The sequence below is a fragment of the Pseudomonas sp. VI4.1 genome (assembly GCF_002029345.1).
Lineage (GTDB): Bacteria > Pseudomonadota > Gammaproteobacteria > Pseudomonadales > Pseudomonadaceae > Aquipseudomonas.
Window position 1 is genome coordinate 85,612 of sequence record NZ_MULM01000180.1, and the last position, 21,897, is coordinate 107,508.

Here is a 21,897-nt window from a genome sequence, read left to right on the forward strand (position 1 = left end):
ACCTGATTATTTCTTCAGGCCATAATGCTCATCGAGCATGCCCGGCGCGTTCGGGGCTTTGGGTGCGTAGTCGCGAGGCGGCTCCTGATTGCGCGGTGGCGTCAGGCGTTCCCGTGGAGCCTGCGCCGCGTCGGCGTGCAGGGCGGCCAGCAAGCGTTGGCGGGTCTGCTCGTCCAGGGCCAGGCGATTGGCACCCTCGGCGAGATGATCCTGCACGTCCTGATAGCTCGCAGTCAGTTTCTTGACCAGTGTTGCAGTGCTATTGAAGTGGGTGACCACCTCGTTCTGATAACTGTCGAAACGTTCCTGAATGTCATCCAGCTGACGTTGCGTGCGGTTAGGCGCGGCATTCGGCACCAGGCGAGCGATCAGGAATCCAATGGCGACACCCACAACCAGGGCAAGAGTCGGCAACAACCAAACTAAGAGCGAGTGTTCCACGAGTCCTTCCTCTATAAACGGCTTTGCTTTACGTTAACGGCTCGAACCTGCGCTGTATACCGCGATTGCACTCGCAATAGATTTGCACAGACAATTTGCTAGACGAGTCGACCCGATTCGAGGTCACGGAGTTCCTTCCTTGCTTATGCGCGAAACCCCTGTAGTGATTGATGGCCCGGTCGGTCGGCTGGAAGCCCTCTACCTTGACAATGACCAGCCCCGCGGCCTGGCGCTGATCTGCCACCCGAACCCGGTGCAGGGCGGCACCATGCTCAATAAAGTGGTCTCGACCCTGCAGCGCACCGCGCGCGATGCCGGTTTGATTACCCTGCGTTTCAACTACCGTGGCGTCGGTGCCAGTGAGGGCACACACGACATGGGCACCGGCGAAGTCGATGATGCCCAGGCGATCGCCGCGTGGTTGCGGGCGAAACATCCTGATTTACCATTGACGCTGTTCGGCTTCTCCTTCGGCGGTTTTGTTGCGGCAAGTCTCGGCGGCCGCCTGGAAGCGCAGGGCGAGCAGCTCAAGCACCTGTTCATGGTGGCACCGGCAGTCATGCGCCTGGGCGATCAGGATCAACTGCCACAGCAGGCTGCACTGACCCTGATCCAGCCGGAAACCGACGAAGTCATCGATCCGCAGCTGGTCTATGACTGGTCCGAAAAACTCGAGCGTCCCCATGAGCTACTGAAAGTGGCAGAATGCGGACACTTTTTTCATGGCAAGCTGACCGATCTCAAGGATCTGATCCTGCCCCGTCTTTCGAATTGATTGCAGTCTGACAAGCGATTACCCATGACGACTCGTACCCGTATCCTCACCGGCATCACCACCACCGGCACGCCGCACCTGGGCAACTACGCCGGCGCCATCCGCCCGGCGATCCTGGCCAGCCGTGACAGCAATGCCGATTCGTTCTACTTTTTGGCCGACTACCACGCCCTGATCAAATGCGATGACCCGCTGCGCATCCAGCGCTCGCGCCTGGAAATCGCCGCGACCTGGCTGGCCGGTGGCCTCGATGTGGAGCGCGTGACCTTTTATCGCCAGTCCGACATCCCGGAAATTCCCGAACTGACCTGGCTGCTGACCTGCGTCGCGGCCAAGGGCCTGCTCAACCGCGCTCACGCCTACAAGGCCTCGGTGGACAAAAACGTCGAGACCGGCGAAGACCCGGATGCCGGCATCACCATGGGCCTGTACAGCTACCCGGTGCTGATGGCGGCGGACATCCTGATGTTCAACGCGCACAAGGTGCCGGTCGGTCGCGACCAGATCCAGCACGTGGAAATGGCCCGGGACATCGGCCAGCGCTTCAACCACCTGTTTGGCCAGGGCAAAGAGTTCTTCACCATGCCCGAGGCGCTGATCGAAGAAAGTGTCGCCACGCTGCCAGGCCTGGACGGTCGCAAAATGTCGAAGAGCTACGACAACACCATTCCGTTGTTCAGCAGCGCCAAAGAGATGAAAGACGCAATCTCGCGGATCGTCACCGACTCCCGTGCCCCAGGCGAAGCCAAGGATCCGGACAATTCGCACCTCTTCACCCTGTTCCAGGCGTTCGCCACCCCGGCGCAGTCCGCCGAATTCCGCAGCGAACTGTTGCAGGGCCTGGGTTGGGGCGAGGCAAAGAATCGCCTGTTCCAGCTGCTGGACAGCGAACTGGGCGAGTCCCGCGAGCGCTATCACCAGCTGATCGAGCGCCCGGCAGACCTGGAAGACATCCTGCAAATCGGTGCGAAAAAGGCCCGTTCGGTCGCCACCCCCTTCCTCCACGAACTGCGGGAAGCGGTTGGCCTGCGCTCTTTCGTCGCCCAGACCCAAGTCGCGGCGACTACCAAAAAGAAAGTCGCGAAAGCCGCGCGTTTCGTCAGTTTCCGCGAAGAAGACAGCAGCTTCCGTTTCCGTCTGCTGGCGGCCGATGGCGAGCAGCTGCTGCTGTCGCGCAACTTCGCCGACGGCAAAACCGCAGGCCAGGTGACCAAGCAGTTGCAAGCGGGTCAGCCGCTGGATGTGCGCAGTGAAGACCGTAGCTTCAGCGTCTGGCTGGAAGGCGAGTGCGTGGCCGACAGCCCGACATTTGCGGACAACGCCGCTCGCGATGTCGCCATCGACACTTTGCGCGTTGCCCTGACCCCGGTTCAGGAATAAACAACGGCTCGGTCCGACCAAGGGCTGATTGCCATTCCCCCGGGCCGTCGCTACAGTGACGGCCCGCTTTTTGTTGCCTTGCTAACGAATTATGACGCCCCTAGAACGATATCAAGCTGATCTGAAACGCCCGGAATTCTTCCATGACGCCGCGCAGGAAACTGCGGTGCGCCATTTGCAGCGCCTGTACGACGATCTGGTCGCTGCGTCGAACAACAAACCGAGCCTGCTCGGCAAGCTGTTTGGCAAGAAAGACCAGGCGCCGGTCAAGGGCCTGTACTTTTGGGGCGGCGTCGGTCGCGGCAAGACTTACCTGGTCGACACCTTCTTCGAAGCGTTGCCGTTCAAGGAAAAGGTCCGCACCCACTTCCACCGCTTCATGAAGCGTGTGCACGAAGAGATGAAGACCCTGGGCGGCGAGAAAAACCCGCTGACCATCATCGCCAGGCGTTTTTCCGACGAAGCGCGGGTGATCTGCTTCGATGAGTTCTTCGTGTCCGACATTACCGACGCGATGATCCTCGGCACGCTGATGGAAGAATTGTTCAAAAACGGGGTTACTTTGGTCGCAACGTCGAACATCGTGCCGGACGGCCTGTACAAGGACGGCCTGCAGCGTGCGCGTTTCCTGCCGGCCATTGCGCTGATCAAGCAGAACACCGAGATCGTCAACGTCGACAGCGGCGTCGATTACCGTCTGCGTCACCTCGAGCAAGCGGAACTGTTCCACTTTCCGCTGGATGAAGCTGCCCAGGAAAGCCTGCGCAAGAGCTTCCGGGCCTTGACGCCGGAATGCACGGCCGCCATCGAAAACGACGTGCTGATGATCGAGAACCGCGAAATCCGCGCCTTGCGCACCTGCGACGACGTGGCCTGGTTCAACTTCCGCGAACTGTGCGACGGCCCGCGCAGCCAGAACGATTACATCGAACTGGGCAAGATCTTCCACGCCGTATTGCTCAGCGATGTCGAGCAGATGAGCGTCACCACCGACGACATCGCCCGGCGCTTCATCAACATGGTCGACGAGTTCTACGACCGCAACGTGAAGCTGATCATTTCTGCCGAAGTCGAGCTGAAGGACCTTTACACCGGCGGTCGCCTGAACTTCGAGTTCCAGCGTACCCTCAGCCGTTTGCTGGAAATGCAGTCCCACGAATTCCTGTCCCGGGCGCATAAGCCATAAGCGTTTCAAAAGAGTAAGACGATTCGGAAAATAAAAAAGGGCCTGCCAATGCAGGCCCTTTTTTCGCGCCGAAGAATCCCGTGGGGGGAGCTGGCAGCCCAAAGCTACCTGGCACACCACATACCCTGTGGGAGCGAGCCTGCTCGCGAAAGCGGTGTGTCAGTCGACAAAAAATGTTGAATGTCAGTCCGCATTCGCGAGCAGTTCAGATCGCCGCACCGTCGCTCCCACAGCTCGGCGTATCAGTCTTGAGCGAGAAAAAATGCAAGTTCATCCTGCCGCTGACAGCCCACCAGCAACCAAAGCAGGATTCGGGCTTTGCGCGGACAGAGAAAGCCACTCATCAATGCGCCTCTGCGGATCAAATCCATCTCGCTGCCGATAAAACCATATGAGGATTGAGCGGTGGGGCCCGATCCGGTGCGTGTCGCAATGAGCACGGGGATTTTTCTGGTGATTTTTTCGATAGCATCAGCCCATTGTTCTGACACATGGCCTGCTCCGAAACCAGCAATCACCAAGCCGTCGTAACCCAGTTCGAGGATGTTGTTCAATAACAGGGTATCGGCCGACAGCGTGCTTTCCAGCAGGGCGATCGCCTGGGTTGTTTGCAGCGGCAGGGGTAAAAGCTTTCGTTGGCACGGCTCGCGCAAATAGCGGACGCTACCTTCCAGAAGCATACCCGTGGGGCCAACCACCGGTGATGAAAACGCCTGTAACGCCAATGAATCGGTTTTGCGCACGGCATTCGCGTGGTGAACCTGTCCGCCCATGACCACTTGAACGCCGCGGCACAGACTGTCTTGCGCCAGCGCAACCCGGCAAGCATCCAGCAGATTCGCCGGACCATCCGCTCCCACCTGGTTTGCCGAGCGCATGGCGCCGGTCAGGACCAGCGGCGCATCGTGGCGCCACAAGTAATCGAAAAATGCCGCAGTCTCTTCGAGGGTATCCGTGCCTTGAGTAATGACCACCCCCGTCGCACCCTTCTCGACCTGAGCATTTGCCCAGTGGAGAACGCTCAATAAAAACTCGAAACTCAAAGAAGCACTCGGGTGCAGTCCCAGTGTTTCGACGGTGGTCCTCGCCAGATTCTTCAATTCCGGAACCGTGGACAGGAGGGTTTCGCCGCTGACTGTCGGGATAACGCCTGCACCGACATGGCTGGCTTGCATGCTCACGGTGCCGCCTAGCGCCGCGATGGCCAGTTTGGGCAGATCCATGTTTTACCTCGCTTGTAGATGACGAGAGCAGGCTGTACCCGTAGGTCCAGCCTGATGGCAGTGCTTCAGTCGGCTATCAGTAGTCCGATAAAGGGAATGATCAGCAGGGTACTGATGGCCATGGAGAGGACATTACCGATGTAAGGGTGCATGTCGCCCGGCACCCGCTTGGCAAGGGCACAGGCCAATGGTGGGGCAATCAGTGCGCCTAGCAGTGCGCTTGACGCTATGACCTGCCAACTGCCGCCATAGGTCAGAATTGCCGCGGGTACAACCGACACCAGTGGAACGTAGGTGGGATACCAACCGAGTCGCATCCACTGTCGGCGCCACATCACCACGCCCAAGGCGGACGTCAGCGCCTGCGCACCGATCAGTTGCGGCAGCAAACCTGAGCCGTAAGCGGGGCTTATGGGATTCAAGGTGTAGGCCAGCAGTGCACCCAGCAACAGGCCGATACTGGCCAGCTCATTACCGAAGAACGGTGCTTCCGAAAAATCCGCCAATACTCGGCGCAGGCTCCAGATGATTCCGTGGTCGGTGGTCTTACTCTTGGCTGGTTCAACTTCGGGCGCGGGTGACTCCTTGGGCTGGGTGGTCGGGGCGGACTTCACCAGGTTTGGCACGTAACGGCACAGTAGAAATGCCAGGACGCTGGCAACCGCCATCCCAGAGACGTTGCCGATCACTACGGGTAAGCCCAGTGGATTGCAGATGTAGTTGACGATCAGCAAGCACAGGGGGGTGACGAGCACGGCGCCCATGATTGCGCCATTGATCGTCACCTTCCAGCCACCGCCAAACATCAGCACCATCGCTGCCGGTAATGAAACAAATGCTGCAAACGTGGGTTGCCAACTGCTGGCGGTGACCGTCCAGCCCCACAACAGATTGCTCAGCAACAGTCCAAGCAACGAACTGGTGATCAACCACGGCCATAATCCGCTGCCGTAGGAAATGGCAAAGCCTTGCCAGACTTTTCCCTTTCGATTTGCCCGGTAGGCCAGATAGGCTCCAGCCAGCAGCCCGATCGAAGCGAACTCGTGTTTGTAGAATGCAACCTCGCTGATGTCTCCCAGGACCCAGCGCAACCAGGCCCCCGGATCGGGGAGGTTCGACACCATGTGGTTGTAGTCGGGCCAATGGGCAGACCATGCTGAGCGGTGGGTGAATGAAAGCCAGGCGATCAGCAGTCCGGTGCCGATCACCAGCAAGATGATCGAGGTATCAAGCTTCCTGCCGGCAAGCGAATGCAGCCGATGGGTATCGGTAGTGGGTTCCATGGTTGGGTCTCCCGATCAGCGTGGGAGAGGAGGGTGTTGGATGTAACCGAGCATCTGATCATAGAGATCGGTGCGACGGTCACGATGCAGATCGTTCAGGTTGTTCCAGATGGGGGCACTGCGGGAGCTGGTCAGATCAATATCGGCAAACAGGATTTCCTGTTTGTCCGCTGAAGCCACTTTGCCAATCGGCCAGCCATTGGTGCCGGCAATCAACGAGCAGCCCAGGTAACGAGCTCCTCGCTCTTCGCCGATCCGGCTGGCGGCTGCAATAAACACATTGTTGACGTGAGCGGCCGTCATTGTCAGATACGAAGCCATGCATTTACCGGCGTCATCGAACAGCGGCGGAGGCGTCCACACCCAGTTGTTCAGGCTGCAAATGATGTCCGCGCCTTGTTGACCGAGGATTCGCGGCACCTCCGGGAACCAGATGTCCCAGCAGATCAACAACCCGATGCGGCCTATCGGCGTATCAAACACCGGGAAGCCCAGGTCCCCCGGCGTGAACCACAGCTTTTCCAGGTTCCATAAATGGGCTTTGCGGTACTTCCCGATAAAGCCGTCCGGTCCTAGCAGGACAGCGGTATTGAAGAGCCGCATGCCGTCTCGTTCAGTCAGCCCGGCAACCAGGTAAACCTTGTGTTTACTGGCGAACTCCATCCAGCTTTGGACGCACGGCCCGCCGGGAACCGCTTCGGAGTGGTCGAAAGCGTCCTGTCGGTTGGTGAAGAAATAGCCGGTACTGGAAAGCTCGGGCAGCACGATGAGATTTGCACCGCCGTTTACGGCCTCCAGCGCCAATTCCAGACAGCGGCACAGATTTCCTTCACGGTTTGCCATGCCGACTTGTGGATCGAATTGCACGACTGCTACACGAACAGGACTTGTTGACTCGCTCATACGGATGACCTCGTTTTTTATTGTTCTTCAACTTGTTTAATCGCGGTTTTATTAAGCGTCGAAGACTCAAGTGCGAGGAAGTCAGCCGTTTCCTTTTCGGTTGTAGTCCGTTTCCCAAGATTGGTGAAAGCGAGCCAATGCATGGCCTGCATTGGCTCTTTCGTGGGGGAATCGAGGTCAGGTTCTGAGTTTGTATTCGGGGTAATCTGCCATGGAGAAGCCGCCATTGAAGGTGGCCTCGGTTTTGTCACAGATATGAATGACTGCATCGACTGCGCCGCGGAAGCAAGGCTCAGTCCAGCCGGCATCGACTGAAAAAGACTCTCCAGAAAGGTAGAGGCCGGAGCTGGCGCCGTAATCCCTGTTGTACTTCATTAGGCTCACAGCGTCGTAGTAAGTGCCAGGCCTATATAGTTTTGCACAGCCCAAAGCGTTTTTGTCGGTCATCCAGCGATGCACGACAGCTTGTTCGATACCGATATAAGGTGAAATTTTTTCCTGGATGTTTGCAGAGTTCATGAGTATTCGATCAAGCTCTATTACGCATTTCTTGACCAGCTCCTTGTCCGTGAACAAGGCGAGTTTGATTGCATCGTCTTCCCATGTGTAGCTCAGGAGGATGCAGTCATAACTATAATTTTTATTGTAGCGGTAGGTATAGATGTCATGAATGAAGCTGTCAGTGACAATGGCTTGCGGAATATTGGTGTTCTTTAATAAAAATGACTTTTTAAGAGGCGCGAAGACTTTGCAGCTGGTTTCCCAGTGAGCGGTTTTATAGGCATTTATCGTTTCGTAAGGAAGCATTTCATTGTCGAAATTTTTCAGTGTTATTCGGGTTTCGATCAACCAGGAGGGTAGGGTCATGATAACGGAATCAAAATCGTCGTATTGTTCCTGAGCGTGCTCCGGGTTGCTGACGTTCCAGTTGTAATAGACACGGATCTTTTTATTATCCAGTTTTTCCAGTTTGGTGACGGAGGAGTCGGTGAGAAAGGCGTCGCTTCTCTCAAGGCAGTGGTCATAAAAGGATTTTTCGGTCACATCCGTTTTTATAAACAACAGACATTCATCCAGTGCGGCGAGGCCAATATATCGAGGTCTATCGAATTCCAGCCCCTTTGAGTCAAAAACGGCCTCGGTGTGCAGGTGAGGGGAGGTAATGGGATTGCCAGTCGAGTCCACCCGACCATGAACCAGTTGCAACTGACTGCTGAATCCAAAAATGGCTGTACGCAAGGGATATAGCGAGCACACATCGTAAAAGGCGCCCCAGCTACCGTCACCAATTCCTATTGCATAAAAAATGGCAGATTCATCCGGCGTCATGCCCATCCCGCCGAAGTCACCGGGCGAGCCTTCATCCCAAGCGGTGATGACCGGCATGCTGACCAGGTCGCGAAACGAAACATTCTCGTATTTTTCGACGATGGCAGCCCAGATGGATTCCCATTTCTCGCTTGCGTAGACCTCCGAGATGTGAAGACTCATTCGGTCGGCAAAGGCTTTCCATTTGGCGTATACCTTTTGAAGTTCGTCTCCCGGAGGGGGAGTCAGGCCGTCTTCATTTTTCCAGATGAGCATGTGTGGAAGCGTTTCGCCTCCCACGCTGCCTTCTCGAAGATAAATACCGGTTGACGTTACCCACTGACTGCCAGGGTTTGCGAAGTCTGAAATAGCCAACTCGAATTCACTGGCATAGTAGGCCATCAGAGAACGGCCTTCTTTCGGTGCCTCGTCTGCTCTATTGAAAAAAGGCATTCGCATAGCGCCCATCTCAAAAGGTGTATGTCCTTCTGGCGAGTTACGGCTGCCCGGTACCGTCAGGTGTCTGCCGCCTATCCGTTTAGATTGTTCGATCAGTGTTACATGATGAAAGCCACAGCGATAAAGCTCTCTTGCTGCGGTGAGCCCGGTTACGCCTGCGCCAACAATACATATCTTATGGTTTGGATTGGTCGCTCGGGCGATGCCACTTTCTTGTTCTACCAATGTTCGATAGTCGAAGCATAAATCCGGTGGGTTTGGGAAGCGAGCACTCCATTTGTTTTTAGCAGTGCGCTTTGTCCGAGCGATATTCCTGGCAATTTGTGATGGGTAGTTGTAGCTGGATCCAATGGTCATTTTTTTTCTTCCCTGATCGATGGCCGATCTCAAGTAGGGAAGTATGTTTGGTTTTTGAATGATTGCATGCAAGAGCAAAACGACACTCTCTGATGCAGCGTATTCCTATTTTGTTGTGGGAAAATGATCTCGGCAGTTACGAGAGCCTGTAGGAGTAACGCTTGCCCGCAATTGTAACGACGCGGTGGATCAGGCAAATCGAGCCATCGTTCATCGCCAGCAAGCTGTGCTCCTAAAGGACGGGCGCGTGCTATGCCGCTTGCTGAAACTGCTGCCGATACTGATTCGGCGACAACTCCGTATGCTGGCGGAACAGCCGCGCGAAGAAACTTGCGTCGTCGTAGCCCACCTCATAACTGATGGTCTTGATACTCTTGCGGCTACCGGACAGCAAGCCCTTGGCGGTTTCGATGCGCAGGCGTTGCAGGTAATGCAGCGGCTTGTCGCCGGTGGCGGTCTGGAAGCGGCGCATGAAGTTGCGGATGCTCATGCCGTGCTCGCGGGCGACGTCTTCGAAGCGGAACTTGTCGGCGAAGTGATCTTCGAGCCAGTGCTGGATCTGCAGGATGATCACGTCCTGGTGCAGTTTCTGCCCGCCGAATCCGATGCGTCCCGGCGAGTAGCTGCGCTGCACTTCGTAGAGAATGTCGCGGGCCACGGCCTGGGCCACATTGGCGCCGCAGAAGCGCTCGATCAAGTAGATGTAGAGGTCGCAGGCCGAGGTGGTACCGCCGGCGCAAAACAGGTTGTCGGCGTCGGTCAGGTGTTTGTCCTGATTGAGCTGCACTTTCGGGAAGCGCTCGGCAAAGGCGTTGAAGAAGCGCCAGTAGGTGGTTGCTTCCTTGCCATCGAGCAAGCCGGCTTCGGCGAGCCAGAATACGCCGGTGGCCTCGCCACACAGCACCGCGCCACGCGCATGTTGCTGGCGCAGCCACGGCAAGACCTGTGGATAACGTTGGCAGAGGGTTTCGAAATCGTCCCAGAACGCAGGGAGGATGATGACGTCGGCATTTTCCAGGCCGCCGTCCACCGGCATGATCACGTCGCTGAAGCTGTTCACCGGTTTGCCGTCGGGACTGACCAGCCGCGTTTCGAACGCCGGGGTCAGGCCGTGGCCCAGTTGCTTGCCGTAACGCAGGCTGGCCAGGTGGAAGAAATCCTTGGCTTGCATGAGGGTGGAAGCGAAAACCCGGTCGATAGCCAGGATGCTGACGCGCCGCAAGGGCGTGGAGGCTCGGTTAGACATAATTCAACTTTATTCTTATAGGGGAAAGTGGTCATCAGACGGCTGGATCGTCTTATTTTTTGTCTGATGTGTCCAGTGTCCTGTATCGCCAGCGAGGCTTAGTCTCTGAAGGTCAACTCCTTCCAGCAATAACGACAGGTGCCGCATGATCCCCAGAACCTTGTTCAGTCCCGAGCACGAACTGTTTCGCGACAGCGTGCGGACCTTCCTCGAAAAAGAGGCCGTGCCGTTCCATGGGCAATGGGAAAAACAAGGCTACATCGACCGCAAACTCTGGAACAAGGCGGGGGAGGCGGGGATGCTCTGTTCGCATCTGCCGGAAGAATATGGCGGGCTGGCGGCGGACTTTCTGTATAGCACGGTGGTGATCGAAGAGGTGGGACGCCTGGGCTTGACCGGCATCGGCTTTTCTCTTCATTCGGACATTGTTGCGCCTTACATCCTGCATTACGGCAGTGAGGCGCTGAAGCATAAATACTTGCCGAAACTGGTGTCCGGCGAAATGGTCACCGCCATTGCCATGACCGAACCGGGCGCCGGTTCCGACCTGCAAGGGGTCAAGACCACCGCGGTGCTGGACGGCGATGAGTATGTGATCAACGGTTCGAAAACCTTCATCACCAACGGTTTTCTGGCCGATCTGGTGATTGTCGTGGCCAAGACCGATCCGAAGGCGGGCGCGAAGGGCACCAGCCTGTTTCTGGTCGAGGCGGATACACCGGGCTTCGCCAAGGGCAAGCGCCTGGAAAAAGTCGGCATGAAGGCTCAGGACACCTCGGAACTGTTCTTCCAGGACGTCCGGGTGCCCAAGGAAAACCTGCTGGGGCAAGCGGGGATGGGGTTTGCCTACCTGATGCAGGAGTTGCCCCAGGAGCGGCTCACCGTTGCCATCGGCGGTTTGGCCTCGGCTGAGGCGGCGCTGCAGTGGACACTGGATTACACCCGTGAGCGCAAGGCGTTTGGCAAGGCGATCGCCGATTTCCAGAACACGCGTTTCAAGCTGGCGGAGATGGCGACCGAGATTCAGATCGGCCGGGTGTTTGTCGATCGCTGCCTGGAACTGCACCTGCAAGGCAAGCTTGATGTGCCGACGGCGGCGATGGCGAAGTATTGGGGCACCGACCTGCAATGCAAGGTGCTCGACGAGTGCGTGCAGTTGCATGGCGGGTACGGGTTCATGTGGGAGTACCCGATCGCCAGGGCGTGGGCGGATGCGCGGGTGCAGCGGATTTATGCCGGGACCAATGAGATCATGAAGGAGATTATTGCGCGGTCGCTTTGATCTTGAGGTGACTGTCAGGCCGCCTTCGCGAGCAAGCTCGCTCCCACAGGGGATCCGGGTTGATCACCATCTTGTGATCGACACAGAATCCTTGTAGGAGCGAGCTTGCCCGCGAAGGTCGTCAACGATAACGCTGGAAGCCTGACACCCTGCAGCGCACTCAGGTTTTTCGCGAGCAAGCTCGCTCCTACAGGTGGGGGTCAAGGAGCTGGATTCGGGTGATCCTTGTGAATCGCCTCGATCCCCGCCAGCACCTCATCGGAAAGTTTCAGCTCGAAGCTCGCAATATTGCTATCAAGCTGCTCCAGCGTCGTCGCGCCAATGATATTGCTGGTGACGAACGGTTGCTGCGTCACGAATGCCAGCGCCATTTGCGCCGGGTCCAGGCCGTGTTCACGGGCCAGTGCCACATACCGGCTGCACGCCGCCTCCGACTGCGGATTGAAATAGCGGCTGAAGCGGCTGTACAGGCTCAGGCGGCCTTTGGGCGGGCGGGCGCCACCTTCGTACTTGCCCGACAGGAAACCGAACGCCAGCGGCGAATAGGCGAGCAATCCGCACTGTTCGCGGATGGCAATTTCCGCCAGGCCGATCTCGAAGCTGCGGTTGAGCAGGTTGTAGGGGTTCTGGATCGACACCGCACGCGGCCAGCCACGGGCTTCGGCCAGGGCGAGGAAACGCATGGTGCCCCACGGGGTTTCGTTGGACAGGCCGATGTGGCGGATCTTGCCGGCCTTGACCTGTTCGTCCAGGGCTTCGAGGGTGTCTTCCAGCGGCGTGAGGTTGGCTTCGGTCTGGTGCTTGTAACCCAGCTGGCCGAAGAAGTTGGTACTGCGCTCCGGCCAGTGCAGTTGATAGAGATCGATGTAGTCGGTCTGCAGGCGCTTGAGGCTGGCATCGACGGCTTCGGTGATGTGCTGGCGGTTGTGCCGCAGGTTTTTGTCGCGGATGTAGTCGATGGTATTGCCGGGGCCGGCGATCTTGCTGGCCAGGATCCAGTCGGCGCGATCGCCGCGGCTCTTGAAGTAATTGCCGATGTAGCGTTCGGTGGTGGCGTAGGTGTCGGCCTTGGGCGGCACCGGGTACATCTCGGCGGTGTCGATGAAATTGATCCCGGCGCCTTTGGCCCGTTCAATCTGGGCGAAGGCTTCAGCTTCGCTGTTTTGCTCGCCCCAGGTCATGGTTCCGAGGCAGATTGCACTCACGTTCAGATTGGTTCGGCCTAGCTGGCGATAGTCCATCGGGTGCTCCTTCGGCAAAACAATCATAAAAGCAGGTTGAATTATTTTTCGCAATCTGCATAATTGCGCACCTCTTTCTGCAGTGGAAGTGATGCGCCGCCGCCGAAGAATCTTGCCGTTGAACGGACGCGCCGACCCGAGCCCCCGAAAGCGTCTGTATCCGGCTGCCTTTGACTTGTCAAAGTACGCACTATTCAGTAAGATCCGCCGTCTAATTTACAGGGCGGCCCCTGAGGCTATAAAGAATGAAAACTTTTACTGCTAAACCGGAAACAGTACAGCACGACTGGTTTGTCGTCGACGCTGCAGGTCAGACCCTGGGTCGTCTGGCCACCGAAATCGCGAGCCGTCTGCGTGGCAAGCATAAAGCTGAGTACACTCCTCACGTTGACACCGGCGACTACATCGTCGTTATCAATGCCGAGCAGATTCGTGTAACTGGTGCTAAAACCACCGACAAGATCTACTACTCCCACTCCGGTTTCCCGGGCGGCATCAAGTCGATCAACTTCGAAAAGCTGATCGCTAAAGCCCCTGAGCGCGTGATCGAGACCGCGGTCAAAGGCATGCTGCCTAAGAACCCGCTGGGTCGCGACATGTATCGTAAGCTGAAAGTCTATGCGGGCGCTGTACACCCTCATACTGCTCAGCAGCCCCAAGAACTGAAGTTTTAACGGAATAGTTCATTATGTCGGCGACTCAAAATTACGGCACTGGCCGTCGCAAAACCGCAACCGCACGCGTTTTCCTGCGTCCGGGTACTGGTAACATCTCCATCAACAACCGCACCCTGGAAAATTTCTTCGGCCGCGAAACTGCCCGCATGGTAGTTCGTCAGCCGCTGGAACTGACTGAGACTGTCGAGAAATTCGACATCTACGTCACCGTGATCGGTGGTGGTGTAAGTGGTCAAGCTGGCGCAATCCGCCACGGTATCACTCGCGCACTGATGCAGTACGACGAAACCCTGCGTGGCGCTCTGCGCAAAGCTGGCTTCGTTACTCGCGATGCTCGTGAAGTTGAACGTAAGAAAGTTGGTCTGCGTAAAGCGCGTAAGCGTCCGCAGTACTCGAAGCGTTAATTCGCTTCCACGTTCAAAAAAGAACGCCCAGTTTCCTCACGGAGCTGGGCGTTTTTTTATGGGCGTGAATTCAGCAATAATTGCGCTGTGACAACTTGCCACATGCACAGAGCCCCTATACTGCAAGGCTTGGCAGTGGAGCCCTTGGGTAATTACCTTGTCAGAATTGGGGCTTTTCATTACCATTCGGCAAAATTTTTATAAGTACATAGATTTACTTAGTAGATGCCTGATTTAACAGGCCACAAAGCTGATGGGAGAGGACTGAATGAGCAATGACGGCGTGAATGCAGGCCGGCGTCGCTTCTTGGTAGCAGCCACATCCGTGGTGGGTGCTGCAGGAGCGGTGGGGGCTGCGGTCCCGTTCGTGGGGTCATGGTTTCCCAGTGCCAAGGCGAAAGCCGCAGGTGCACCGGTGAAAGTGAATGTCAGCAAAATCGAACCAGGTCAGCAGATGATTGCTGAGTGGCGCGGTCAGCCGGTGTTCATTGTCCGCCGTACCGAGGAAATCCTGGGGAATCTGAAAAAGATCGAGGGCCAGCTGGCTGACCCGACCTCCAAGAACTCGACACAACCGACCTATGTCGACCCGGAAACGCGTTCGATCAAGCCAGAGGTTCTGCTGCTGATCGGTATTTGCACGCACCTGGGTTGCTCGCCGACTTTCCGTCCGGAAGTGGCACCTGCAGATCTGGGCAAGGATTGGGTGGGGGGGTATTTCTGCCCTTGCCACGGTTCCCACTACGACCTGGCTGGCCGCGTCTACAAGTCGCAACCTGCGCCTTTGAACCTGCCAGTTCCCCCGCATTCCTATGAAACCGATGAGATTATTGTCATTGGCGTCGATACGGAGAACGCGTGATGAGCAAGTTCATGGATTGGGTTGATGCGCGCTTTCCCGCAACCAAAATGTGGGAAGACCATCTCAGCAAGTACTACGCTCCGAAGAATTTCAACTTCTTCTATTTCTTTGGCTCCCTCGCACTGCTCGTCCTGGTCAACCAGATCGTCACCGGTGTCTGGCTGACCATGAGCTACACCCCGTCGGCGGAAGAAGCCTTTGCCTCCGTTGAATACATCATGCGCGACGTCGAGTACGGCTCGATCCTGCGTATGCTGCACGCGGTCGGCGCTTCGATGTTCTTCATCGTGGTCTATCTGCACATGTTCCGTGGTTTGCTCTACGGGTCGTATCAGAAGCCGCGTGAGCTGGTGTGGGTCTTCGGCATGCTGATCTACCTGGCGCTGATGGCGGAAGCCTTCATGGGCTACCTGCTGCCGTGGGGCCAGATGTCCTACTGGGGTGCCCAGGTGATCATCTCGCTGTTCGGTGCGATTCCGCTCATCGGCGACGACCTGACCCAGTGGATCCGTGGTGACTACCTGATTTCGGGTATTACCCTGAACCGCTTCTTCGCCTTGCACGTCGTGGCTTTGCCGATCGTGATTCTCGGTCTGGTGGTGCTGCACGTTCTGGCGCTGCACGAAGTCGGATCGAACAACCCGGACGGTGTGGACATCAAGAAACACAAGGACGAAAACGGCGTACCGCTGGACGGCATTGCCTTCCACCCGTACTACACCGTGAAAGATATCGTCGGCGTGGTGGTGTTCCTGTTCATCTTCTGCTCCATCGTGTTCTTCTTCCCGGAAATGGGCGGCTACTTCCTCGAGAAGCCGAACTTTGAAGTGGCGAACGCGTTCAAGACCCCAGAGCACATCGCTCCGGTCTGGTACTTCACACCGTTCTACGCGATTCTGCGGGCGGTTCCGGACAAGCTTCTTGGCGTAATCGCCATGGGTGCGGCCATCGCGGTGCTGTTCGTCCTGCCGTGGCTGGATCGCAGTCCGGTCAAGTCGATGCGCTACAAAGGCTGGCTGAGCAAGATCTGGCTGGTGGTGTTCTGCGTTTCGTTCGTGATCCTCGGCATCCTCGGTGTTCTGGCTCCAACGCCAGGGCGTACGTTGCTGTCGCAGGTCTGTACCTTCCTGTACTTCGCCTACTTCATTCTGATGCCGTTCTACACCAGGCTCGAGAAGACCAAACCGGTTCCGGAAAGGGTGACTGGCTGATGAAAAAGCTATTTGCTGTACTGATTCTTGCTGCCATGCCTGTACTGTCCTTCGCGGCCGCACAAGGTGGTCCCGAGCTGGAAAAGGTCGACATCGACGTTTCCGACAAGGCCGCCATGCAGGATGGCGCCCGTACGTTCGCCAACTACTGCATGGGCTGCCACAGCGCCAAGTTCCAGCGTTACGAGCGTGTTGCCGATGACCTGGGCATTCCGCACGAGCTGATGCTCTCGAACCTGGTGTTCACGGGTGCCAAGATCGGCGACCACATGAGCATCGGCATGCAGCCGGCTGACGCCAAGACCTGGTTCGGTGCCGCGCCACCCGACCTGACCCTGGTGGCTCGTGTCCGAGGTACCGACTGGCTCTACGGTTACCTGAAATCGTTCTATGAAGACCCGTCGCGTCCTTGGGGTGTGAACAACAAGGTGTTCCCGAACGTCGGGATGCCTAACGTCCTGGTCGGCCTGCAAGGTCGTCAGGTCGTCGGTTGCAAACAGGTCCAGGTCGTCGAAGACGGCAAGAAGCAATATGATCCGCTGACCGGTACGCCGCTGACTCATGAAGCGTGCGATCAGCTGACCATCGTGCCGAAAAGCGGTGCCCTGACCGAAGAGCAGTTCGATGAGAAGGTCAAGAATCTGGTAACCTTCCTCGCTTACTCGGCTAACCCGGTTAAGCTGGAACATCAGCGCATCGGTACATACGTGTTGCTGTACCTGGCGTTCTTCTTCGTATTCGCCTATTTGCTCAAGCGTGAGTACTGGAAAGACGTGCACTGATCAAGCTTCAAGCAATTGCTGTTAATCGCGCGCGCCCAAGGGCGTCTCTGAAGGTGTAACGAGCCTGGTGATCCAGGCGTTACGGGAGGCGCCCTCTGGGCGCGCTCGTTTTTCCGCTTCCGATAATTTCAACAAGCGAGGAGGACCGCCATGGGCGTGACCAATCGGTTGGCCTGTTACTCCGACCCCGCCGACCACTATTCCCACCGAGTGCGTATCGTACTTGCAGAGAAGGGTGTCAGCGCCGAGATCATTTACGTGGAAGCTGGTCGCCAGCCGCCTAAACTGATTGAAGTGAACCCTTACGGCAGCCTGCCCACCCTGGTCGATCGTGACCTGGCGTTGTGGGAGTCGACCGTGGTGATGGAATATCTGGATGAGCGTTACCCGCACCCGCCGTTATTGCCGGTGTATCCAGTGGCGCGTGCCAACAGCCGTCTGCTGATTCATCGCATTCAGCGTGACTGGTGTGGTCTGGTGGATCTGATCCTGGATTCCCGGTCCAAGGAAGCAGCCCGTGTCGTGGCTCGTAAAGAGCTGCGCGAAAGCCTGACCGGCGTGTCGCCGTTGTTCGCCGACAAGCCGTTTTTCCTCAGCGAGGAACAAAGTCTGGTGGACTGCTGCCTATTGCCAATACTTTGGCGATTGCCGATTCTGGGCATTGAACTGCCGCGGCCTGCCAAGCCGCTGCTTGATTACATGGAGCGCTCGTTTGCGCGTGAGGCATTCCAGGCGAGTCTGTCTGGTGTCGAACGCGATATGCGCTAAGGCTTAAGGAGCCGCTATGAACTCCAGTCGACCTTATCTGGTCCGCGCGCTCTACGAGTGGATTGTGGACAACGATTGCACCCCGCACATGCTGGTCAATTCCGAGTATCCGTCGGTGCAGGTGCCGCAGGGTTTTGCCAGTGATGGACAAATTGTCCTGAATGTATCGCCGGCGGCCGTGCGCCATCTGCACATGGATAACGAAGCTGTCAGCTTCGAAGGGCGCTTCGGTGGCGTGCCACACACGCTGTACGTGCCTATCGCATCGATCCTGGGCATTTATGCCCGGGAGAACGGTCAAGGCATGGTGTTCGATCTGGAATCGCCCATGGATGGCGAGGAGGAGATCGAGCCGGATGATGATATCCCGCCACCCGACAGTGAGCCGCCGCGTCCAAGCGGTCGACCGAGTTTGAAGGTGGTGAAGTAATAAAAAAGGCGATCCGAAAGGATCGCCTTTTTTTATTACTGTAGGAGCCAGGCTTGCCGGCGAAGGCGATCTCAAGGGTGTCTTCGCCGGCAAGCCTGGCTCCTACAGCAGGGGGTGTCAGTCGATGTATTCGAACAACTTCACAATCTTCTGCACCCCGGAAACGCCCTGCACCAGATTCGTCGCTTGAGCGGCCTCCTGTTTGGTCAGCAAGCCCAGCAGGTAAACGATGCCGTTTTCGGTCACGACCTTGATGCGCGAGCCGGGAATGGACGGGTCGGTGAGCATCTGGCTCTTGATCTTGGTCGTCAGCCAGGTGTCGTTCTGGCGCGCCAGCAGGGAAGAGGGTGCCAACACTTGCAATTCGTTATGCACTTTCTTCACGCGCTGAACCGCAGCGGCAACCTGCTCGGCCTTGGCCTTGAGGTCTGCGCGCGGCGTTTGACCCGCGAGCAACACAACACCGTTGAAGCTGGTGATGACGATGTGTGACTCGTTGTCCAGGGCAGGATCGGCCTTGGCGATATTCACGCCGGCCTTGGTTTCGATCAGGGAGTCGTCGATCTTGCTGCCGAAGGTGCGGGTGCCGCGGTCGTCATCGATCGGTGCTTCACGGCTGGCGTTAACCACCGAGGTGCAGCCGCTGATGCCGAGGCACAGGGTCAAGGCCAGTAGGCCTAGGCGATTAGGGGTCATTCTTCACTCCCGAACAGTTGGCTGTCGATCAAGTCGCAAAGGCAATGGATCGCCAGCAGGTGGACTTCCTGAATACGTGCGGTGACGTTGGCCGGTACGCGAATTTCGACGTCCTCGGGCAAAAGCAGGGACGCCATGCCGCCACCGTCACGACCCGTCAATGCTACGACAATCATTTCGCGATCATGTGCGGCCTGGATCGCTTGAATTATGTTCGCCGAGTTGCCGCTGGTGGAAATTGCCAGCAATACATCGCCCGGTTGGCCAAGGGCGCGGATCTGTTTAGAGAAAATTTCGTTGTAGCTGTAGTCGTTGGCGATCGAGGTGATCGTCGAGCTGTCGGTGGTCAGCGCGATGGCTGGCAGGCTCGGGCGTTCACGTTCGAAGCGGTTGAGCAGCTCCGACGAGAAGTGCTGGGCATCGCCGGCGGAACCGCCGTTGCCGCAGGAGAGCATCTTGCCCTCGTTGAGCAGGGCGTTGACCATGACCTGGCTGGCTTGCTCGATGTGCGGTGCAAGTACTTCCATCGCCTGTTGCTTGGTGTCGATACTGGCCTGAAAAAGCTGGCGAATTCGCGATTGCATGTCCATCTGTGTGACCTTAATTAGCGCGGCTACTGGGCACATGAATGTGCAGCCCGCAAAGCAAAGAGCAAAAGTGTTGGGTAAAAGTGTCCGGTTCGCGGCACACGCGATCAGCTGTCGAAGGCATTCTGCAACCAATTCAACTGAGCGAGGTTGCTGTCGATGGCAACCACGTCGAAGCGGCAGGGGGAATTGGCCCAACGCGACTCGCGCTGAAGAAAATACTGCGCGGCGAAAATCAGTTTCTGCCGTTTGCGCCCATCGATGCTATCGAGTGCGCCACCCCATTGGGTGTTTTTTCTGTAGCGGACTTCAACGAATACTACTGTATCGCCATCAAGCATGACCAGATCAAGCTCGCCGCGTTTACACAACCAGTTCTGCGCCAGCAGGCGCAGACCCTGTTGCTGAAGGTGCTCGAGCGCGTGGCGCTCGGCATCTTTTCCGCTTTGCTGGCGTGACCTGTCAGGCATCAGCGTGGGGTGTCCGGAAGGCGTTGAACCTGGCCATTGACGAATTGGGCCCATGGCAACTGGCGCACCACGCGTTGGTTTTGCGTCATGCCCAGGCTGCCCGACTGACCTTCGATACGGCTGTCCGGCAAGGCCTTGAGTTGCCCCAGGCGTGGCGCCAGGCGATAAGCGTCGACGCCCATCGCATACAGGCGACCCAGGCTGCCACCGGCTTGCGGCCATTGAGCGGTCACCTGGCGGCGCAGTGGATCGTTGGCGTCCAGCAGCCATGGGGTTTCGCAGAAGCGCACGCCATTCATGTCGTTGTACTGGTTCTGGTCGCCGCTGGCGCTGAACACGTGGGAAGTGGCGTAGACCGGCACGTCACCCGCGTATTGGAAGTTCAGGGTCGGCTTGATCTGCTGGGCTTGCTGAGGCGTTGCCGCGAGGAAGATGAACTCGATGTCCTGGCGACGCGAAGGCTGGGCAGCGACCTGTCCGCCAACGGTGCTCTGCAGGCTCTTGGCGCGACCTTCGCTCTGGCGCAGCTGGAACATGTCGGCAATCTGCTGGGCCAGTTGCACGGGCTGATCCACACGCTCGGTGGCTACGATGCTGCCGCCATTGGCCTGCCAGTCCTGGCTGAAAGCCCTCATGACACGGTCGCCCCATTCGCCTTTCGGCACCATGATGGCGGCGCGATGCAGGCCATCGGCGCGAGCGCGACGGGATACTTCGCGGGCTTCGTCTTCGGCGGCCAGGCCGAACTGGAACAGCTGTGCCGGACCTTGTTCGCCTTCGCTGTAGTTCAGCGCCAGGGTGGTGATCGGCAATTGCGGACGGACGCTGAGCTGCTTGACCAGCGGCTTCTCCAGCGGGCCGACGACCAGTTGCACGCCATCGGCCTGGGCCTTGCTATAGAACTCGTCCAGGGACGTCAGGCGCGAGCTGTCATAGAACTCGATAGCGGGTGGTTGCTGGCCGGCCTGTTGCGCCTGGTAGTGAGCAGCCATGAACCCTTCGCGCAATGCCTTGCCCACCGCCGCCAGCGGGCCTTCCTGCGGCAGCAGCAGGGCGATCTTGCCCAGGGGCTGGCTGGCCAGTTCCTTGAGTTTGGTCAGCGGCGACGGCAGTTGAAGGGCGGCAGGGTGCTTGGGGTTCTGGGCGAGCCAGTTGTCGATCGCGGCTTGCTGCTGTTCGAGGGTGCCGGCGGTTTTCACGACCTGGGCCAGGCGCATCCAGCCGCCGAGGTCTTCGGTGGCGGCCGGCTGCAATTGATCGATTGGCAGCGATGAGATCAGGGTCCAGATCGCTTCGTGGTTGCTGCTGGCAGCTTCACCTTCAAGCATCGGGGCGATAAAGATGCGTTGCCGTGCCGCGGCCACGGTCTGGCCATCGGCTTCAAGGGCGCGGGCATGAACGGTACTGGTACGGATTTGTTGCTCGACCGGCAGTTCGCCCAGGCGTTGCAGGCTCGGATGGCTCAGTGCCGTCAGCGCCGCTTTCGGCTGGTTGCGAACCATGGCCAGTTCAGCCGCCAGGGTGCTGGCGAAAACCTGCGGGCCAGGCTTGAGTTGTGCGACGGGCACTTGTTGCAGGATTTGCGCGGACTGGCCGGCATTGCCCTGGCGATAAGCCAGGTCTGCCGCATTCAGGCGCAGCAATGCGGCTTTTTCCGAGTCCTTGCTTTGAGCGGCCTGTTGGAGCAGTTGCTCGATACTGGCATCAGGGGTCCGTGGAAGTTCGCCAAGGCTGGAGGAGGGCGAGCTGGCGCAAGCCGCCAGCAAGGCAGCGAGGCAGAGGGCAGTGAACAGCCGCAGGCAAGCGATCATGTAGTGTTCCTGATACTCGATCAAATAAGCGTGGAATTGTACCCAAGCACTGGCCGGGGCGCGATGTTACTGGCGTGAATCGATCAATTTAGCTCATGCAAATGTTGCAGTACGG

At 57.8% G+C, this 21,897-nt stretch carries 22 protein-coding genes and 1 pseudogene; 12 read left to right on the plus strand and 11 right to left on the minus strand.

Annotated elements, in window-relative coordinates; genetic code table 11:
- Nucleotides 1-6 precede the first annotated feature (6 nt).
- Nucleotides 7-441: a YhcB family protein gene (locus BZ163_RS28730; protein ID WP_128873728.1), complete on the minus strand. Its 435-nt coding sequence runs from the start codon at nucleotides 439-441 to the stop codon at nucleotides 7-9.
- A gap of 145 nt (nucleotides 442-586) precedes the next feature.
- On the opposite strand from BZ163_RS28730, the gene BZ163_RS28735 reads away from it, so the two are divergent.
- The 3 genes from BZ163_RS28735 (at nucleotide 587) to zapE (ending at nucleotide 3,782) form a co-directional block, all read left to right on the plus strand.
- A complete protein-coding gene (locus tag BZ163_RS28735) occupies nucleotides 587-1,216 on the plus strand; it encodes an alpha/beta hydrolase (RefSeq protein WP_128873729.1) in 630 nt (209 codons plus the stop codon).
- A gap of 24 nt (nucleotides 1,217-1,240) precedes the next feature.
- Complete coding sequence (locus tag BZ163_RS28740) at nucleotides 1,241-2,596, plus strand: tryptophan--tRNA ligase (RefSeq protein ID WP_128873730.1); 1,356 nt, start codon at nucleotides 1,241-1,243, stop codon at nucleotides 2,594-2,596.
- A gap of 91 nt (nucleotides 2,597-2,687) precedes the next feature.
- Nucleotides 2,688-3,782 carry a cell division protein ZapE gene (gene zapE, locus BZ163_RS28745; RefSeq protein ID WP_128873731.1) on the plus strand — a complete coding sequence of 365 codons (1,095 nt, stop codon included), beginning with the start codon at nucleotides 2,688-2,690 and terminating at the stop codon, nucleotides 3,780-3,782.
- Between the two features lie 242 nt (nucleotides 3,783-4,024).
- On the opposite strand, the gene BZ163_RS28750 is transcribed toward zapE, so the two are convergent.
- The 5 genes from BZ163_RS28750 to BZ163_RS28770 form a co-directional block, all read right to left on the minus strand.
- On the minus strand, nucleotides 4,025-5,005 hold the full coding sequence (locus tag BZ163_RS28750; RefSeq protein WP_128873732.1) for an asparaginase: 981 nt from the start codon (nucleotides 5,003-5,005) through the stop codon (nucleotides 4,025-4,027).
- A 65-nt stretch (nucleotides 5,006-5,070) separates the two neighbouring features.
- Nucleotides 5,071-6,288, minus strand: a complete 1,218-nt coding sequence (locus BZ163_RS28755) for a hypothetical protein (RefSeq protein WP_128873733.1) — start codon at nucleotides 6,286-6,288, stop codon at nucleotides 5,071-5,073.
- A gap of 15 nt (nucleotides 6,289-6,303) precedes the next feature.
- Nucleotides 6,304-7,191: a nitrilase family protein gene (locus BZ163_RS28760; RefSeq protein ID WP_128873734.1), complete on the minus strand. Its 888-nt coding sequence runs from the start codon at nucleotides 7,189-7,191 to the stop codon at nucleotides 6,304-6,306.
- Between the two features lie 177 nt (nucleotides 7,192-7,368).
- Nucleotides 7,369-9,315 carry an FAD-dependent oxidoreductase gene (locus BZ163_RS28765; RefSeq protein ID WP_128873735.1) on the minus strand — a complete coding sequence of 649 codons (1,947 nt, stop codon included), beginning with the start codon at nucleotides 9,313-9,315 and terminating at the stop codon, nucleotides 7,369-7,371.
- Nucleotides 9,316-9,565: 250 nt separating this feature from the next.
- Nucleotides 9,566-10,462: a GlxA family transcriptional regulator gene (locus BZ163_RS28770; protein WP_178084740.1), complete on the minus strand. Its 897-nt coding sequence runs from the start codon at nucleotides 10,460-10,462 to the stop codon at nucleotides 9,566-9,568.
- A 244-nt stretch (nucleotides 10,463-10,706) separates the two neighbouring features.
- On the opposite strand from BZ163_RS28770, the gene BZ163_RS28775 reads away from it, so the two are divergent.
- Entirely contained in the window at nucleotides 10,707-11,843 is a 1,137-nt protein-coding gene (locus tag BZ163_RS28775; protein WP_128873737.1) for an acyl-CoA dehydrogenase family protein, read from the plus strand.
- Between the two features lie 105 nt (nucleotides 11,844-11,948).
- Nucleotides 11,949-12,035 (plus strand): annotated as a pseudogene (locus BZ163_RS36115) (outer membrane lipoprotein carrier protein LolA); the annotation flags it as partial.
- 8 nt (nucleotides 12,036-12,043) lie between these two features.
- Here the strand turns inward: BZ163_RS36115 and BZ163_RS28780 are convergent.
- A complete protein-coding gene (locus BZ163_RS28780; RefSeq protein WP_128873738.1) occupies nucleotides 12,044-13,084 on the minus strand; it encodes an NADP(H)-dependent aldo-keto reductase in 1,041 nt (346 codons plus the stop codon).
- 245 nt (nucleotides 13,085-13,329) lie between these two features.
- On the opposite strand from BZ163_RS28780, the gene rplM reads away from it, so the two are divergent.
- The 7 genes from rplM (at nucleotide 13,330) to BZ163_RS28815 (ending at nucleotide 18,218) form a co-directional block, all read left to right on the plus strand.
- Entirely contained in the window at nucleotides 13,330-13,758 is a 429-nt protein-coding gene (rplM, locus tag BZ163_RS28785; protein WP_046048262.1) for a 50S ribosomal protein L13, read from the plus strand.
- 14 nt (nucleotides 13,759-13,772) lie between these two features.
- A complete protein-coding gene (rpsI, locus tag BZ163_RS28790) occupies nucleotides 13,773-14,165 on the plus strand; it encodes a 30S ribosomal protein S9 (RefSeq protein WP_003216038.1) in 393 nt (130 codons plus the stop codon).
- A gap of 268 nt (nucleotides 14,166-14,433) precedes the next feature.
- Nucleotides 14,434-15,027 carry a ubiquinol-cytochrome c reductase iron-sulfur subunit gene (gene petA, locus BZ163_RS28795; RefSeq protein ID WP_128873739.1) on the plus strand — a complete coding sequence of 198 codons (594 nt, stop codon included), beginning with the start codon at nucleotides 14,434-14,436 and terminating at the stop codon, nucleotides 15,025-15,027.
- The gene (locus BZ163_RS28800) at nucleotides 15,027-16,238 is read left to right on the plus strand and encodes a cytochrome bc complex cytochrome b subunit (protein WP_064675962.1); all 1,212 of its coding nucleotides are present in this window, start codon (nucleotides 15,027-15,029) and stop codon (nucleotides 16,236-16,238) included. The genes petA and BZ163_RS28800 overlap by 1 nt, the downstream gene beginning before the upstream one ends.
- Nucleotides 16,238-17,020: a cytochrome c1 gene (locus BZ163_RS28805; protein WP_128873740.1), complete on the plus strand. Its 783-nt coding sequence runs from the start codon at nucleotides 16,238-16,240 to the stop codon at nucleotides 17,018-17,020. Before BZ163_RS28800 ends, BZ163_RS28805 begins: the two co-directional genes overlap by 1 nt.
- A gap of 150 nt (nucleotides 17,021-17,170) precedes the next feature.
- Nucleotides 17,171-17,788: a glutathione S-transferase N-terminal domain-containing protein gene (locus BZ163_RS28810; RefSeq protein ID WP_008155978.1), complete on the plus strand. Its 618-nt coding sequence runs from the start codon at nucleotides 17,171-17,173 to the stop codon at nucleotides 17,786-17,788.
- A gap of 16 nt (nucleotides 17,789-17,804) precedes the next feature.
- Nucleotides 17,805-18,218 (plus strand): ClpXP protease specificity-enhancing factor, encoded by a 414-nt coding sequence (locus BZ163_RS28815; protein ID WP_128873741.1) that lies wholly within the window; start codon nucleotides 17,805-17,807, stop codon nucleotides 18,216-18,218.
- Between the two features lie 117 nt (nucleotides 18,219-18,335).
- On the opposite strand, the gene BZ163_RS28820 is transcribed toward BZ163_RS28815, so the two are convergent.
- The 4 genes from BZ163_RS28820 to BZ163_RS28835 form a co-directional block, all read right to left on the minus strand.
- On the minus strand, nucleotides 18,336-18,914 hold the full coding sequence (locus BZ163_RS28820; RefSeq protein WP_128873742.1) for a BON domain-containing protein: 579 nt from the start codon (nucleotides 18,912-18,914) through the stop codon (nucleotides 18,336-18,338).
- Nucleotides 18,911-19,504: a phosphoheptose isomerase gene (locus BZ163_RS28825; RefSeq protein WP_007972584.1), complete on the minus strand. Its 594-nt coding sequence runs from the start codon at nucleotides 19,502-19,504 to the stop codon at nucleotides 18,911-18,913. The genes BZ163_RS28820 and BZ163_RS28825 overlap by 4 nt, the downstream gene beginning before the upstream one ends.
- 104 nt (nucleotides 19,505-19,608) lie before the next feature.
- Nucleotides 19,609-19,971, minus strand: coding sequence for a YraN family protein (locus BZ163_RS28830; RefSeq protein ID WP_128873743.1), 363 nt, complete (start codon nucleotides 19,969-19,971; stop codon nucleotides 19,609-19,611).
- The gene (locus BZ163_RS28835) at nucleotides 19,971-21,782 is read right to left on the minus strand and encodes a penicillin-binding protein activator (RefSeq protein ID WP_128873744.1); all 1,812 of its coding nucleotides are present in this window, start codon (nucleotides 21,780-21,782) and stop codon (nucleotides 19,971-19,973) included. Before BZ163_RS28835 ends, BZ163_RS28830 begins: the two co-directional genes overlap by 1 nt.
- Nucleotides 21,783-21,897 lie beyond the last annotated feature (115 nt).